The organism is Methylophilus methylotrophus DSM 46235 = ATCC 53528 (assembly GCF_000378225.1).
Lineage (GTDB): Bacteria > Pseudomonadota > Gammaproteobacteria > Burkholderiales > Methylophilaceae > Methylophilus > Methylophilus methylotrophus.
This window is the reverse complement of sequence record NZ_KB905142.1, coordinates 96886-111345: the sequence shown is the minus strand read 5'-3', so window position 1 is coordinate 111345 and position 14460 is coordinate 96886. Positions and strand designations below refer to the sequence as shown.

17 protein-coding genes are annotated in these 14460 nt (G+C 48.3%); 11 read left to right on the top strand and 6 right to left on the bottom strand.

Annotated features, from left to right (window positions below; translation table 11 throughout):
- Nucleotides 1-76: 76 nt before the first annotated feature.
- Nucleotides 77-937, top strand: coding sequence for an Hsp33 family molecular chaperone HslO (hslO, locus tag F463_RS0107150; protein WP_018986383.1), 861 nt, complete (start codon nucleotides 77-79; stop codon nucleotides 935-937).
- Nucleotides 938-942: 5 nt separating this feature from the next.
- On the opposite strand, the gene F463_RS0107145 is transcribed toward hslO, so the two are convergent.
- Nucleotides 943-1734: a TrmH family RNA methyltransferase gene (locus F463_RS0107145; protein WP_018986382.1), complete on the bottom strand. Its 792-nt coding sequence runs from the start codon at nucleotides 1732-1734 to the stop codon at nucleotides 943-945.
- A 188-nt stretch (nucleotides 1735-1922) separates the two neighbouring features.
- On the opposite strand from F463_RS0107145, the gene F463_RS0107140 reads away from it, so the two are divergent.
- The 3 genes from F463_RS0107140 (at nucleotide 1923) to F463_RS0107130 (ending at nucleotide 4089) form a co-directional block, all read left to right on the top strand.
- Complete coding sequence (locus F463_RS0107140) at nucleotides 1923-2639, top strand: pseudouridine synthase (protein ID WP_018986381.1); 717 nt, start codon at nucleotides 1923-1925, stop codon at nucleotides 2637-2639.
- A 49-nt stretch (nucleotides 2640-2688) separates the two neighbouring features.
- Nucleotides 2689-3012, top strand: coding sequence for a quaternary ammonium compound efflux SMR transporter SugE (gene sugE, locus F463_RS0107135; protein ID WP_018986380.1), 324 nt, complete (start codon nucleotides 2689-2691; stop codon nucleotides 3010-3012).
- A 105-nt stretch (nucleotides 3013-3117) separates the two neighbouring features.
- Nucleotides 3118-4089 (top strand): GGDEF domain-containing protein, encoded by a 972-nt coding sequence (locus F463_RS0107130; RefSeq protein ID WP_018986379.1) that lies wholly within the window; start codon nucleotides 3118-3120, stop codon nucleotides 4087-4089.
- Between the two features lie 50 nt (nucleotides 4090-4139).
- Here the strand turns inward: F463_RS0107130 and F463_RS0107125 are convergent, their stop codons facing one another.
- The gene (locus F463_RS0107125) at nucleotides 4140-4580 is read right to left on the bottom strand and encodes a hypothetical protein (protein WP_018986378.1); all 441 of its coding nucleotides are present in this window, start codon (nucleotides 4578-4580) and stop codon (nucleotides 4140-4142) included.
- Nucleotides 4581-4865: 285 nt separating this feature from the next.
- Here F463_RS0107125 and F463_RS0107120 point away from each other — a divergent pair, with 285 nt between their 5' ends.
- A complete protein-coding gene (locus tag F463_RS0107120; RefSeq protein WP_033413248.1) occupies nucleotides 4866-5393 on the top strand; it encodes a lipocalin family protein in 528 nt (175 codons plus the stop codon).
- Nucleotides 5394-5438: 45 nt separating this feature from the next.
- On the opposite strand, the gene F463_RS0107115 is transcribed toward F463_RS0107120, so the two are convergent.
- From F463_RS0107115 to F463_RS0107105, 3 genes are all read right to left on the bottom strand, one after another.
- Nucleotides 5439-5849, bottom strand: coding sequence for a BON domain-containing protein (locus tag F463_RS0107115; protein ID WP_018986376.1), 411 nt, complete (start codon nucleotides 5847-5849; stop codon nucleotides 5439-5441).
- Nucleotides 5850-5993: 144 nt separating this feature from the next.
- Nucleotides 5994-6509, bottom strand: coding sequence for a BON domain-containing protein (locus F463_RS0107110; RefSeq protein ID WP_018986375.1), 516 nt, complete (start codon nucleotides 6507-6509; stop codon nucleotides 5994-5996).
- 155 nt (nucleotides 6510-6664) lie between these two features.
- Complete coding sequence (locus F463_RS0107105) at nucleotides 6665-8089, bottom strand: CHASE3 domain-containing protein (protein ID WP_018986374.1); 1425 nt, start codon at nucleotides 8087-8089, stop codon at nucleotides 6665-6667.
- A 299-nt stretch (nucleotides 8090-8388) separates the two neighbouring features.
- On the opposite strand from F463_RS0107105, the gene F463_RS0107100 reads away from it, so the two are divergent.
- The 5 genes from F463_RS0107100 (at nucleotide 8389) to F463_RS0107080 (ending at nucleotide 10942) form a co-directional block, all read left to right on the top strand.
- Nucleotides 8389-8793: an ElaB/YgaM/YqjD family protein gene (locus F463_RS0107100; RefSeq protein ID WP_018986373.1), complete on the top strand. Its 405-nt coding sequence runs from the start codon at nucleotides 8389-8391 to the stop codon at nucleotides 8791-8793.
- Nucleotides 8794-8805: 12 nt separating this feature from the next.
- On the top strand, nucleotides 8806-9297 hold the full coding sequence (locus F463_RS0107095) for a phage holin family protein (protein WP_018986372.1): 492 nt from the start codon (nucleotides 8806-8808) through the stop codon (nucleotides 9295-9297).
- 23 nt (nucleotides 9298-9320) lie between these two features.
- On the top strand, nucleotides 9321-9953 hold the full coding sequence (locus F463_RS0107090; protein ID WP_018986371.1) for a response regulator: 633 nt from the start codon (nucleotides 9321-9323) through the stop codon (nucleotides 9951-9953).
- Between the two features lie 64 nt (nucleotides 9954-10017).
- Nucleotides 10018-10398 (top strand): response regulator, encoded by a 381-nt coding sequence (locus tag F463_RS0107085; protein ID WP_018986370.1) that lies wholly within the window; start codon nucleotides 10018-10020, stop codon nucleotides 10396-10398.
- Between the two features lie 64 nt (nucleotides 10399-10462).
- Entirely contained in the window at nucleotides 10463-10942 is a 480-nt protein-coding gene (locus tag F463_RS0107080; protein WP_018986369.1) for a hypothetical protein, read from the top strand.
- 7 nt (nucleotides 10943-10949) lie between these two features.
- Here the strand turns inward: F463_RS0107080 and F463_RS0107075 are convergent, their stop codons facing one another.
- Nucleotides 10950-11801 carry a TraB/GumN family protein gene (locus F463_RS0107075; protein ID WP_018986368.1) on the bottom strand — a complete coding sequence of 284 codons (852 nt, stop codon included), beginning with the start codon at nucleotides 11799-11801 and terminating at the stop codon, nucleotides 10950-10952.
- Nucleotides 11802-11969: 168 nt separating this feature from the next.
- Between F463_RS0107075 and F463_RS0107070 the strand changes: the two genes are divergently transcribed.
- The gene (locus F463_RS0107070; protein ID WP_245545164.1) at nucleotides 11970-14450 is read left to right on the top strand and encodes a patatin-like phospholipase family protein; all 2481 of its coding nucleotides are present in this window, start codon (nucleotides 11970-11972) and stop codon (nucleotides 14448-14450) included.
- Nucleotides 14451-14460 lie beyond the last annotated feature (10 nt).

The window sequence follows — 14460 nt, the reverse complement described above, 5'->3', positions numbered from 1 at the left end:
TCGCTAATGATAATTGTTATCATTTAAAAACTCAAGTTCATAGTTGAGACCAACGAGAAATGTTAAAATAATCGTTATGACTACTGACCTGTTACATCCATTTATCTTTGAACAATCCGCTGTACGTGGCAACCATGTCATGCTGGATAAAAGCCTGTTCAAGGCGCTTGAGCACCAGACGCTAGATCCCGCCCTGAAAAAAGTGATCGGGGAATTCACAGCTGCCAGTGTATTGCTGACCGCCACCCTCAAGATGCAGGGAAAACTGATCCTACAACTGCAAAGTCAGGGAAGTTTGCAGCTATTAGTGGTGGAATGCACATCAGACCTGAATATTCGAGCCACGGCCAAAGTGAGTGCCGAGTTACATGGCCATGGTCTAACCCAGTGGCTAACACAAGGCCAGCTGGTCATCACCCTGATGCCTGAGCAGGGCGAACCATACCAAGGGATTGTCCCACTTGAGGGGGACAATATAGCGACGATGCTCGAGAATTACATGTTGCGTTCGCAGCAAATTGACACCCGCCTATGGTTGACTGCTGAAGGCGACCGTGCCGCCGGCCTGTTGTTACAGAAACTGCCGCAACAACAAGAATATGACCTCGATTGCTGGAATCGTGTCCAGCATTTGGCTGGAACAGTCACGGATGAAGAATTACTCAATTTAGAGGCCATCACCCTGTTGCAACGACTGTTTGTCGAAGAGGACGTGCGTTTGTTCAGTGGCCGTGAGGTAGAGACTTTTTGCAGTTGTTCTCAAGCCAATGTCACCAATATGTTGCAGATGCTCGGTCTGGCTGAGGTGCGTAGCATCATTGAAGAGCAAGGGAGCGTGGAAATCCAGTGTGACTTTTGCCACAAACATTATGTCGTGGATGAAGATGAGGCCTTAGCCTTGTTTGATGAGGATGATGACCACAAGGTCACGCATTAATGGGTTTAAACGCTAGTACGCTGGCGCTGGCATTCAAACAGTGCCACTGCCGTTGCTGCTGCGGCATTCAGTGACTCTATCGCCAGTGTGCCTTGATGCGCCATGGGGATGGTGACACAGGTATTGACGGCTGACTGCAAGGCAGCAGAAATTCCCGCGCCCTCATTTCCCACTGCAAACAATACGGGCTCTCGCAGGGATTGTTGATAAAGACCTTCACCATGCATAGTCAGTGCCAACGTCTGTCCTGCAAAGCTGTTCACTATTTCCAGTGCGTCCACCGCCTCAATCACAGGCAACACAAATTGCGCGCCCTGCCCGCCGCGTAACGCCTTGGGTGACCAGGCATCGGTGCATCCTTTGGTCAGGTAAGCGACTTGCACGCCTGCTGCGGCGGCCGTTCTCAGCATACTGCCCAGATTTCCCGGATCCTGGATATCCTCAATCAGTAAAGCAAAATCGATGCTTGCAGGCACTTGAGCTTCAGGGATATCCACCAGTGCCATGACGCCACTACTAGACGCAACCGGCGCCAGTTCTGCGAACATCAAGGTTGGCAGGAGCATGGTATCCACATCCGCCAGTTGCTGGATCAGTGCTGTCGCCTCCACACTACTTTTCCCTTCAGGAATAACTAACAAGCGTGGCTCGCCCCACACCTGCAGGTAGGCTTCTATCAAATGCACTCCTTCCAGTAAGGTGGACGCTGTTTTTTTGCGCTCACGTGACTGGTCAACCAGTTTGCGGAGTTGCTTGAAAATCGGGTTATCGCGGGACGTGATGTGTTTAAAGGCCATGGCGGGATTATACGTGAATTGCCTGGATGACTCTGCCTGGAAATATCTTCTGAAATATCAACTATAGGCGTCTGCGACGTTCAGACGATTTAAGCAGACAATGCGTACGCATGCTCGCAATTTTTTATCACGCCTTGCCTGGCATAGTAATTTGGATTTATAGAAGCGCCCTCACGTATAATTCACATATGGCAAAAACACTAGATCTGGAACGTATCCTGCACAGGCAGGGTTTTGGCACACGCAAAATGTGCCGCATTTTGATTATCAACGAAGAAGTGACCGTGAATGGCGAACTTTGCGATGATCCTGACGCCAAGTTTGTCCTGGATAACAATTTGCATTTCACCGTTCAAGGCGAATCCTGGGAGTATCGTGAACACAGCTACCTCATGATGCACAAACCTGCGCATTACGAATGCACGCACAAAACCCAGTTTCATCCCACCATCTATACACTCCTGCCTGCGCCCCTGGTAGAACGCGGCATTCAATGCATAGGCCGCCTCGATGAAGATACGACAGGCCTGATTTTGCTTTCAGATGACGGGCAATTTATTCATAAAATCAGCTCCCCCAAGCATCATGTGCCTAAAGTATACGAAGTCACATGTAAACATCCGCTGAGTGAAACTGACCAGCAACATTTGCTATCCGGTGTCAAACTGATAGATGAAGAAGAGACGATTGCAGCGCTGGCCGTGACTCGCCTGAGCGATACAGTCATTCATATGACACTGGCTGAAGGCAAATATCACCAGGTTAAACGCATGATTGCTGCGATCGGTAACCGCGTAGAAGGTTTGAAGCGTATACAAATTGGTAAACTGGCATTGCCGGAGACGCTGGCAGCGGGAGAATGGCGCTGGTTATCTGAAGATGAGTTAAGCGCTGTGCAGTCTTAGATAATTACTTGCACAAGCTATTTTCAATCAATCATCAAAAAGGAATGTGATGACCTGGCTGGTATTAATGATTGCTGGTTTATTTGAAACAGCGTGGGCAATAGGCCTAAAATACACTGATGGCTTTAGCAAGTTCTGGCCATCGCTCTGGACAATCGTTGCTATGGTCATTAGCATCTGGTTACTGGGCATTTGTGTTAAACAGCTTCCAGTCGGCACTGCTTATGCCGTCTGGGTAGGCGTTGGGGCAGTCGGCACGGTAATTGGTGGCATTTGGCTATTCAACGAGCCGGTTTCACTGCTACGAGTAGTTAGTCTGATTTGCATTATTGCGGGCATCATTGGCCTCAAACTCGCGTCTTTGCAAACATAAAATATTCCGCCAAAACTGAAAGAGTTAGGCACAAAAGTCGTTTTATTCTGTCTATGTATAATACATAAAATCCCAGTATGATCATTATTTACCTTCTGGAAGCAGTTGGCTACTTTGCAAACACCTGAGATACCCCAAAATGAAGCCGAGCGCCTGAATATATTGCGTGCTCTGGCAATTCTCGACACACGGTCAGAAGAACGTTTCGATCGTGTAACCAGGATTGCCAGTAGGATGTTCAATGTGCCGATTGCGCTAGTAACCCTTGTAGATAGCCATCGCCAATGGTTCAAGTCTTGCGTGGGACTAGACATCCAGGAGACTCCAAGGGACATTTCCTTTTGTGGTCACGCCATCCTGGGAAATGACACATTTGTGATTCCAGATGCCTCAAAAGACTCCAGATTTTCAGACAATCCACTGGTGACTGGCTCACCTCACATCCGGTTCTATGCAGGCAGGCCCATCCGCACCAAGCATGGCTTTAAAATCGGCACCTTGTGCCTGATTGATACGCAACCCCGCGAATTTACCGATAAGGATATCGAAGGCCTTCATGATCTTGCACTCATGGTGGAGCATGAACTTGCTGCGATTGAACTGGCAACCATGGACGATCTCACTGAGGTGAATAATCGGCGTGGTTTAATCATGTTGGCAGAAAAATACCTCAATTATTTTACCCGTCACCATGTGTATGCCTCGCTTGTTTTTCTGGATCTGAATGAGTTCAAGTTTATCAATGACTCACATGGGCACGATGAAGGTGATCGCGCTTTGCAGACTTTTGGCAAAGCATTGAAAAAAGTGGGCCGTACTTCGGATATATTTGCCCGGCTGGGCGGGGATGAATTTGTGGTTCTACTGGCCAATGCCCGCCACCATGAAGCACATATCTACATAGAGCGACTGGTTGCATATCTTGACACCATCAGGCAACAACAGCGCCAACCGTACAGGATTTCATTTGCACACGGCATCGTTGAATTTGATCCCCAACTCCCTAAATCTGTGGAACAATTGCTGGTTGAAGGGGATGCATTGATGTACCAACTCAAAAAGTTAACCCAGCGCTAGTCAAAAGACAAGAGCCAGGGGAATAAATGAATTTGCCACTGGCTCAACAATTAGCTCCCCAACAATCTTTGCGCTTTGGCAGTTGCGTTGTTGGCAGAAGCTTTTTTTACCTGCGTGACATGGCGGCCTTTTCCAGCCGAGGCCTGCTGCGCAACACAAGCGCCGCCCGCACTTCCCAAGCCAGCTCCCAGGACGGCTAATAGCCTGCCGCCACCTAAGCCACGACCAAGAATTGCACCACCTGCGCCACCCACTGCACCACCTAACATGGTTGAAGGCTGCGCCTTGCCATCATTCGCAACCACGCTACCGACTGCACCGCCCACCGCCCCGCCCAATACTTCACCAGCAGGGCCAAGCATGACGGCGCCGATCGCCGACCCGGCAACCCCGCCCACACCACTGGCAGCCACATTTTTATTGTTGCAACTTTGCGCCTGTGCCAATACGCTAAAGCAACATAGACTCACACCCAATATCCATACTTTCATTTCACTCTCCAACTAACCTTATTAGCGCCCATTATCATGGTCAAACATGGATTGCCTTTATTCCCAACGAGAACGCCTTTTATACACTCGGCTATCCATCTCTTGTTCTGCGCGGTTACCAATACCACCCGCTTTCACCGACTTTTTTTCATGATGGAATTTGTGTTATTTTAAACGGTCTGTAATGACTTGCTTAACACTTACTCATTCAACATGCTCATTAAAACTTTTTCCTACCTATTTTATATTGCATCCGTGATCACCTTGAGCGCTTGCTCAGAAGGAATGTCGCCAGAAGCTGAACAGGCCATAGTCCCCAGCTTTGACCCTACCCAATATGTGGGCACCTGGTACGAAATCGCACGACTGGATAATCGTTTTGAAAAAGGGCTGGAACAAGTGACGGCGAAGTACAGCATTGAAGCAGATGGAACATTAAAAGTGGTTAACCGCGGGTTTAATACAAAAAAGAATGACTGGAGTGAGGCCGTGGGCAAAGCAAAATTTGTCGATCCGACAAACGCCGATGGCACGCGCACGGGTCGACTTAAAGTTTCGTTTTTTGGGCCCTTTTATGGCGAGTACAATATCTTGGAACTCGACAAACCATACTATAACTATGCGCTGGTCAGTAGTGGACGGGATTACTTATGGATATTGTCACGCACGCCTCAACTAACTTACCCCATCAAACAGCACCTCATGGCTAAAGCCAAGGCGTTGGGATTTGCCACTGACCAATTACTATTCATCAGACAAGCCAACCAGGTTGAGTACGAATCCGGTCGACATGTGGTGCCCGAGCATCACTAACTCTTGCCTGGTCAACCCCCGGGAGAGCGGTGTCTCCCGGTGAGCTCATTGCGCATCTATCTGCTGTTGCGTCGCCTCGTTACCAGCGGCAGGCGCATCCATCATAGGGTCAAGGCCCTCAGGAACAGGTGCAGGTACCACTTCGCCAGTTTCATAGCGTAAAGCGCCTAGCACGGCATATACGCCCTCTGACTCCTTCGCAATCTGGGTGATGCTTTCTACCTCTTGTTTTGAGGCCACTTCACCCCTTAATTGCACCACACCTTGCGCATCAGCATCGACTTGGAGGTTAGACACATCTACCCCATGGCTTTGGAGGTTGTTTTTCACATTATCGATCACGGTGTCGCTAGGCAGAAAATCATACATGGGTTCGCCTTTAGCCATGGCTTGAGGGCCTGACAGCAACATACCGCTCAATACACTACTTACCAGATAACGATTCATCTTGTTCATGATGTTTCCTTTCTGCTACTTAAGGTGGCGAGTTGTTCGAGTCGCACAGAGGATGAATCAGTCAACACTTGTGAACAACCCGCCGGAAAAAAAAGAGCAAGCTACGTACTTGGGAGAGAAAAAGTAGCTTGCAAGGGGGTGTAATTAACCTTTAACTACGATTGCATTTTTGACTGATTTCACGCCTTCGACAGTCGCAACAAGCTCTTCTGCTTTTGCTTTAAGCGTGGAGTCATTCACAAACCCACTCAGCAACACTTCACCTTTGTGTGTTTCAACACTGATCTTCAGTGACTTCAATGATTCTTCTTCCAACAGCCGGGCTTTTACCTTGGTGGTGATCCAGCTGTCAGACATGGCGCCCTTAATGGCTTTTTGACCAGTCTGCGTTTTGAGTTCTGCGTATTCTTCGTAACTCAAGCTACCATCTTTGTCATGGTCGTATGATTTGAAATCTTGCTGCTTGAGCCCCTTGTCTTTCTGCGCTTCAGCCCAGGTCAAAGTGTTATTCGCGTTTTTGTCCAGTGCAGTGAACTCTTCCAAATAAGGCTTATCACCCTTTTGCACTTCCTCAAGATCGAACGCAAAAGCGTTTAATGTGATGGTGGTCGCCAACAGGCTGCCAAAGATTATTGCTTGTTTGTATTTTGACATTAACATGTGCGTCTCCTTTTTCACGCTTAGCCACTAACAATTCAACTGAATTTATTGTTTAGTGTGTTGACATGTTAATCAGACAAACAAATACCGTCAGTCCTCCAATCACTGAATCCAGTGTCAGAATATGACTACATGAAGTGAAATACGTGAAGTGACTAGGAAGGATCAGCCAAAAGATATGGCAGTAACACACGCGTGCTGGTTCCCTGGCCGGGGGCACTGGTGACTTCATAGTGACCACCAATCGACTCTACCCGGTTACGCATACCACTGATGCCAGTATTGGCAGTGGTTAAGCTGTTCATATCAAAACCTATGCCGTTATCGGCAATTTCCAGCTTGATATATTGCTCGTCATGCATCAGGTGCACGGAAACCTGTGTCGCTTTGGCATACTTGCTGCAATTATTAAGGCTTTCTTGCACCAGCCGGTAAATAATCAGACTCAGTGTCTCGTTAATCAACATTTCCTGATCTGGCATGATGACATCCAGTTGCCATTGATTGCGCCCCCCGGCTTCATTGAGCAGGTTCTGTAATGACGCAATCAGGCCAAAGCTCTTGATCATGGAGGGATGCAGGTTCTGAACAATTTCACGCTTGAAATTAATACTGCGGTCGAGGTACTGGTTGGTTTTTTTCAGCTTTTCCGTGACCTGAGGCATGTCCTCTTTTAAGTGCTTGATAGCCCAGGAGATATCCATCTTGATTGCTGTCAGCAAGGAACCCAGCTCATCATGTAACTCCCTGGACAGCTGATAGCGCTCACGCTCTACATTGGTTTGAGCCTGCAATGCCTGGCGCTGCAATGTCGTCGTCATGCGCTGGATATTACGCTCATATTCGGCATTCTCGTCTGTCAGCCGTACATACAGGTTTGCTTTTTCTGCCAGCTCCCGTAGCAGACGCCTGATCACCAATACCACCAGTGAAACAAAAATCAGCGGGCAAGCCATTACAAACCATCGCATCATGCGACGCATCGTATTACGCTTATCCTCCAGTTCCGCCCTGTAAGCCATCACCTGCTGTTCAAAGCGGCGTGACAAGATCTCAATATTATGGCTTTCCTTAATACCTGAATCTAGCCTGACCACCGCCAAGGCCTTATCGAACTGGCGCTTCTTGGCAAAGTCTATGGTCACGCTCATTTCTGCAGATTTTTTTGAAATACTGCTCATAAGTTCGTTCATGGTCGACTGGATTTCGGCATGTTTCACAAGGTTGGTATGGTTGAGCAGGGTATTGATATTTTGTAACTGCTGACTGATTTGCCCGGTTGCATTGTCATAAGGTTTAAAGTAATTGTCAGAACGGGTCAACAGATATCCTCTCTGCGAACTTTCTGCAATCGCCAGATTGGACTGTACCTTCCAGGTTTCCAGGAGCAATTCGTCCAGCATGGACAACACATCGGTTTTTTCTCGCGTAGAAACAATGAAACGATCATTGACCACCAGCATGGCTGCAGCCAACAGTAAACTAACCGTGAGCAAAGCCACCGTGTTCCCGCCGAAGGTGTCACTTATTTTTTCCAGGCGGTCAAGCAAGGCAATAAGGTAGGTTCTGATTTTATGCATCAAAGTCAAATGAAAAGATTGAAAATCCAGACAATCCGGCGTAACTTTTTAAATATATTGTTAACAATATTCTGAAACGCATGATAACGATGTTACTGTTGATCGGCAACGTAAACATGCAGTAAAGCTTTATTTACTATGGTTGTCAGATGATTCTGACCTTGATATCGGTGCCTGGCCGATACGGATTCAACATGTGATTGCGTAACATGCATACATGTTGAAAGCACTTTCTGATTCGAGGTGATCCTCAATGAGCGTGTTTTCTTTTGTAATCAAGATAAAAAAGGAGTTCCACTATGTTTAATTTTTCAAAAGATAATGTTGAGAATACAACTGATCGTCTGGCAAAAAAATCGGATGAAGCAATAGAAGAAATTGCCGCGCAGGTGAAGTCCACCGCCAACGACTTGCTCGACGCGGTGAATGACACTGCGGACAATACGCAGGATAAAGCCAAAGAGCTCATTCATAGCCTGAAAGCCAATATTGACCGTCTGACCAGTGAAGAAAATGCGGCAGCGCTTGCCTCCAAGGCCAGCCGTGTCAAAGACCAGGTTCAGCGTGAAGTGAGCGAAACTTATCAATCGCTTAAAGGTAAAACGGTAGATACCGTACACGAGCATCCTATGGGCACAGTTCTGGTAGCCGCGGGCGTTGGTTTACTGATAGGATATTTGTTAGGCTCCAAACGTCGTGAATAAGCTAGGAAAGCTATGTGGGTAAACCTCTTGAAATTTGCTGCTGTTTTATTTCTCAATCGCAAGGTGACGGCACTGAAAGATAATTTTTTCAATCTGCGCCATCATGTTGCCGACTATACAGAGGACCGTGCACAGCAATTGAAACAGGATTTTGTAGAGGAAACTGAACGGCTAGCCACCAGCATCGTAGGGTTGCTGGTGGTGTTTAGCATGTTTATTTTTACCGGCCTGCTGGGATTGATGTGGCTATTCTCATTATTGTGGGAACATCCGCAACGCTCCCTGATCTTGGGGCTTGCAATGCTGGTGCCCATCATTATAGGCGTGGTCATTTTTCTGGCTGTCCGGGCTACCTGGCAGAAAAAACCCCTGTTTGCTGACTCATTGAACATGATTAGTCGTGACTGGCGCTTATTCCGGAATGAAATGGCTCCGGAGGAGCAACCTCAAACAGACCATTCTGAGCCTGGGTCGAGCCCTGATGTGGCAAAATCTCCAACCTGACAAATAAAATCAAAGAGAACATAATGAAAAGAATTCTTTTGGTAGATGATCACAGCATAGTCCGTGACGGCCTGCGTAACCTGATAGAACTTGAGTCTGACTTGCAAGTGACCGGAGAGGCCAGCTCAGGGGCTGAGGCCATCCAACTGGTACGCAAAAATGAATATGATGCCATGGTGCTGGATATTTCCATGCCTGATAAAAACGGGGTGGATACGCTACACGAATTAAAACACGTTGCGCCGGAGTTACCTGTATTAGTCCTTAGCGGCTATGCTGAAGACCAATACGCACTCAATTTAATGCGCAATGGCTGTAAAGGATATTTGTCCAAAAACGCGGATTCTGACGAGATTATCCAGGCCATCCGCACTGTCTCCGCAGGCAAGCGCTATATTTCAACCGAGCTGGCTGAACTGATGACTAACGAGCTTAGCCATCCGTCAGAAAAGCAACTGCATGAGACGCTCTCAGACCGCGAATTCCAGGTATTCGTCAAACTGGCTGCTGGCCAGACGCCCACCGCCATCGCTGACGAATTGTTCATCAGTATCAAAACCGTGAGCACTTACCGTAGCCGTATTTTGGAGAAAATGGCCATGAAATCGAATGCTGACTTGACTTATTACGCCATCAAATACGGCTTGCTTAATTAAAAAATGAAATTCGTCAGGCAGCAATATTTTTACCATCACGTGAGTAAACATTGGTTGAACCGTCATGTATAGACTATTGTTAGTTGAAGATTCTGCGCTCATCCGCGATGTTATCGTGGAGATGTTGCATGACTGTAATCAACTGGATATCAAAGATATCGCCACTACCAGTGACGAAGCCATTGATTTGCTTAACAAACGCCAATACGACATGATCGTGCTGGATATTGAGCTGGCCAAAGGGACCGGCTTTGACGTGGTGCGACACACCCGGCAGCAGGACTACCCATTCAAGGCCCCTGATATTGTCATGTTAACCAACCATGGCAACAGTTATTACCGCAACCTGGCGCAGAACATGGGGGTAGAGTATTTCTTTGATAAATCGCTGCAATTTGATGAATGCATTGATGTGATTCAACAACATGCCAGCGAATTGAATTGACTTGCATTTATTTCCCTTTTAAAACGACGGTGCGGGTGTAAGATTCAAACCACGTTGCCAAATTATGTCTATTGCCACTTGGGAGTTACTGAGTTATGTCGTCACCGTGATCGGCTTGCCGCTCGCGATCCTCACCTTTGTCTTAGAACAACGCAAAGAGCGCGAGAACGAAGACGAAGAGGTCTATCAGTTATTAGCTGACAACTATACCGACTTTCTAAAACTGGTCATGGCCAACCCCGATTTACAATTGCGCTCTCATCGCGGTGCCTTACCCATGACGGCTGAGCAGGAAGAACGCAAGCTCGTCCTGTTTGAAATCCTGATTTCCCTGTTTGAGCGGGCTTATCTTCTGGCTTATGACCCTGATATGCGTGGCAAGCGTTTGCGACGCTGGATGTCATGGGAAGATTACATGCGGGAATGGTGCCTGCGTGAAGACTTCCGGCAACACCTGCCTAGGTTACTGGTTGGCGAAGATGCAGATTTTGTCGCGCACATCACACGCATTGCGCAGGAGATCACGCAACAAAAGCCAGCCTGAACACTGGCTACTTTTTAAGTGGCGTCAGTTTAAACCCAGCCTGTCTGAACGCCTGTATCAACCCATCTTTTCCAGCCAGATGGGCAGCGCCCACCGCAATAAATACTCTGCCCTGTTTAGCTTGCTCCAGGCTGCGGTCTGCCATCAACACATTACGCTCATCCAGCAGTTTTACGCGCATCCGCTGCCACAAGGCTGCAGGCAATACCCCCTGGGTCATGGCATCATCCATGTTTGCCACCTGCTCGGAATCACCCGCCAGGTAAGCCTTCATAAGCCGCTCAAAATCATTTTCCTTTTGTTTCTGGCTACGTTTGAGCACGGCACGTAACATCTGCAATTGCTCCTCTGTGGTCAGGTTATCCATGACGCCAAAATGTTCCTGTGGACTCTCTAGCCCCAACACTCGTTTATCCAGTTCTTCCGCCTTGGCTTTCAGCAACAGGTCTTGCGCAAAAGGGGTTTGTGGTTTGGGCAAGTCAAACAATACCGCGAGCAACCATGGTTTCATCCTGAGCACCATTTCCATCGGCATTACATGCATATCAGCCAACCTTGCCACCTGCTCCAGCTCGGTCTCAGATAAATACTGCTTTAAATTGCCCTGCGGCAACTGCAATAAGCTTGCTGGCGGCGCATCCGCCACCTCCAGCATAAAGGTATCTACATTTTTTAATGCCTGTATGACTGATGGGGGAAAATTAGTCACCCGGTTGTCGTCGGTATGCATGGTGCCAAACAGGTAACTGACCTGGCCACTGGGAGACTCTAATTGCCAGAACAACCCTTTTTCAGCGGCCTCAGCCTGCTGAGAGAGCAGTAAAAAAACTGTCGTTAATAACAACCATACCCAGCGCATCGCATTCCCCACTTTTCATTGCTCCTGGTCAACATGACCCTGCTTTACATCCTCTCATAAATCATGCGCGCTTGCCATGATTACCACCTGGCAACACCAGTTGTCACATAAATGAGACAGCGCTACCATGTGTTAAATAATATCAACGATAAATTCTGGGAGAAAGCCATGCACGCAACCCACCAGCCAGATGAGACTGATCCACATAAAACACATTCTTTTGATACGGTCCTCGATGCCGAAATCCGTGGCATGTCACATTTACGCGAAGAGATACATCGCAACAATTTGATAGGGTTAGCATTTTCCGGTGGAGGCATACGCAGCGCGACACTGAACCTGGGCATCCTGCAGGGCATGGCTAAAAAAGGGTTGTTAAACAAGTTTGATTATCTTTCAACCGTGTCTGGCGGTGGCTACATCGGCGCCTGGTTTTCCAGCCTGGTCAAGCACAGCAATCATGTCAATACGGTACAAGGCGAACTGGTGTTATCCACGCAACCTGAAGGTGCGATTGCACGCCAACCGACAGCGACTGAACGCGCAATTCTGTGGTTACGCAGTTATAGCAATTACCTGACACCCAAAACCGGTTTATTCACAGGTGACACGTTGTCGGCACTGGCACAATGGATGGCGAATACCTTACTCAACCAGGTGCTATTACTGTGTGTCCTGGTTTGCCTGATGATGTCGGTGATTTTCCTGAGTCATTCCGACATTCATCCAACATTACAGCCAGGTTTCAGCGTTGATCTCGGTCTGCTTTTGAATTTATTTGAGAATGCATGGCAAACGACACTGGGCAAAGCTGGCGTGGCTTTGGCATTGATCAGCCTGGCCACCTCCTTCTATTTTAGCCGCCTGACGTGCCTGACGCCCGCGCACGCCAGATATCCGCTCATTGCGTTTTTATGTGGCGTAGCGGGATTCACCTTGCTGTTCTGGGCGTTTCCCAGTGAAAGCTGGCAGCAGCTATTGGTGATTTATCCTACTGACCACCAGGATAGCCATATCAGCCCGAACTACTGGATAGGATTGGGCGTGCCTGTGATCTCACTGGTGATTTCTGCAGGGCTGGTCGCCTTGATGGGATTAAGTGGCCGTTTGATTGATGTGAGTACGCGTGAATGGTGGCATCGTATCGGCGGCGTTAATCTGGCCTTTTGTGTCATTTGGCTGGCCCTCTTTGCTTGTGCGCTTTACATCCCCTACTTGTTTTACCAAACCCTGGCAGACATCCCTGCCACGGAAAAAAGCCTGGCAGGATTAGGATCCTGGCTGCTCGCTCTTTTTACCTCCAGATTAGGCAAAAGCCGTCATACCGGGACCGAGCCGCCGAATAGCGTTAAAGGCAAGTTCACGCATGTCTTGCCTTACATTGTGGTGGCGTTGATTCTGCTGATGTCCGGATACCTGAGTTTTAGCCTTTACCTTTCCCCGCACCGTGTTTGGTGGTTTGCTGGTGCATTGCTGATTGTGGCATTGGGCAGTTGGCGCATTGATATTAATGTGTTCTCACTGCACAATTTTTACCGTAATCGCCTCACCCGCTGCTATCTGGGCGCCGCTAACAATGCCCGTAAGCCTAATACTTTTACTGGTTTTGATGACCAAGATGACCTGCCCATGTCAGCGTTGCGCGGACAACGTCCTACCCATATAGTGAACACCGCGGTGAATATCAGTGATGGCTCTCAGTTGGCCTGGCAACAACGCCAGGCCGCGTCGTTTATGTTCAGCCCTTATTATTGCGGCTTTAAATTGCCGGATAAGGAAGTCTGGTACGACACTTATCATTACACGGGAGAAGGCGGCCCGGAACTGGGCAGCCTGGTGTCGACCAGCGGTGCCGCAGCCAGCCCCAATATGGGGTACCACACCAACCCGGTCATGGGCTTTATCATGACAATATTCAACGCCAGATTGGGCCGCTGGTTTGGTAACCCCCTGCATGAAAACTACCTTAACCGCCTGTTGATCCGCTGGCGCTGCAAGTATCGCCTGCGCAATCCGCCAGAGCGCAAATCACCATTCTGGAACCTGTTTTACCTGATCAAGGAATTGATCACCAATACCGGCTCGACCTCAGGTTACCTGTATTTATCAGATGGAGGCCACTTTGAAAACCTGGGCATTTATGAACTGGTACGCCGCCGTTGCAAATTGATCGTTGCGATTGATGCTGGTGCCGATACTGGGTATGAATTTGAGGACCTGGGCAATGCGATCCGCAAATGCAAAGTCGATTTCGGCATCACCATCAAGCTGGACATCAGCGCCTTGCTTCCCGTCAGCGATTGCAAATATGGGTTGTTTAAATGTGGGAGCCGTCACTTTGCGATTGGCACCATAGATTATCTTGGGGATGGTGATCCTGAACATATGGGCTACCTAGTCTATATCAAAAGCTCACTCACCGGGGATGAACCCAGCGACCTTATCAACTTCAAATTGCAGGAACCCAGCTTCCCGCACCACAGCACCGTTGACCAGTTTTTCAGCGAGTCCCAGTTTGAGAGCTATCGCTGCTTGGGTGAACATATCGCGCAAAATCTTAAATTACCCATGGGCACAGCCGATCAAGCCATTCTGTCACAGATTCAGCACCTGATGCCTGGCCTGATTACCCTACAACCAGCCCATTAGCCCGGAGGCA

Coding starts and splice junctions, on each gene's coding strand:
- hslO (WP_018986383.1), top strand. CDS start 77: ATGACTACTGACCTGTTACATCCATTTATCTTTGAACAATCCGCTGTA.
- F463_RS0107145 (WP_018986382.1), bottom strand. CDS start 1,734: ATGGCCTTTAAACACATCACGTCCCGCGATAACCCGATTTTCAAGCAA.
- F463_RS0107140 (WP_018986381.1), top strand. CDS start 1,923: ATGGCAAAAACACTAGATCTGGAACGTATCCTGCACAGGCAGGGTTTT.
- sugE (WP_018986380.1), top strand. CDS start 2,689: ATGACCTGGCTGGTATTAATGATTGCTGGTTTATTTGAAACAGCGTGG.
- F463_RS0107125 (WP_018986378.1), bottom strand. CDS start 4,580: ATGAAAGTATGGATATTGGGTGTGAGTCTATGTTGCTTTAGCGTATTG.
- F463_RS0107120 (WP_033413248.1), top strand. CDS start 4,866: ATGTCGCCAGAAGCTGAACAGGCCATAGTCCCCAGCTTTGACCCTACC.
- F463_RS0107115 (WP_018986376.1), bottom strand. CDS start 5,849: ATGAACAAGATGAATCGTTATCTGGTAAGTAGTGTATTGAGCGGTATG.
- F463_RS0107110 (WP_018986375.1), bottom strand. CDS start 6,509: ATGTTAATGTCAAAATACAAACAAGCAATAATCTTTGGCAGCCTGTTG.
- F463_RS0107105 (WP_018986374.1), bottom strand. CDS start 8,089: ATGCATAAAATCAGAACCTACCTTATTGCCTTGCTTGACCGCCTGGAA.
- F463_RS0107100 (WP_018986373.1), top strand. CDS start 8,389: ATGTTTAATTTTTCAAAAGATAATGTTGAGAATACAACTGATCGTCTG.
- F463_RS0107095 (WP_018986372.1), top strand. CDS start 8,806: ATGTGGGTAAACCTCTTGAAATTTGCTGCTGTTTTATTTCTCAATCGC.
- F463_RS0107090 (WP_018986371.1), top strand. CDS start 9,321: ATGAAAAGAATTCTTTTGGTAGATGATCACAGCATAGTCCGTGACGGC.
- F463_RS0107085 (WP_018986370.1), top strand. CDS start 10,018: ATGTATAGACTATTGTTAGTTGAAGATTCTGCGCTCATCCGCGATGTT.
- F463_RS0107080 (WP_018986369.1), top strand. CDS start 10,463: ATGTCTATTGCCACTTGGGAGTTACTGAGTTATGTCGTCACCGTGATC.
- F463_RS0107075 (WP_018986368.1), bottom strand. CDS start 11,801: ATGCGCTGGGTATGGTTGTTATTAACGACAGTTTTTTTACTGCTCTCT.
- F463_RS0107070 (WP_245545164.1), top strand. CDS start 11,970: ATGCACGCAACCCACCAGCCAGATGAGACTGATCCACATAAAACACAT.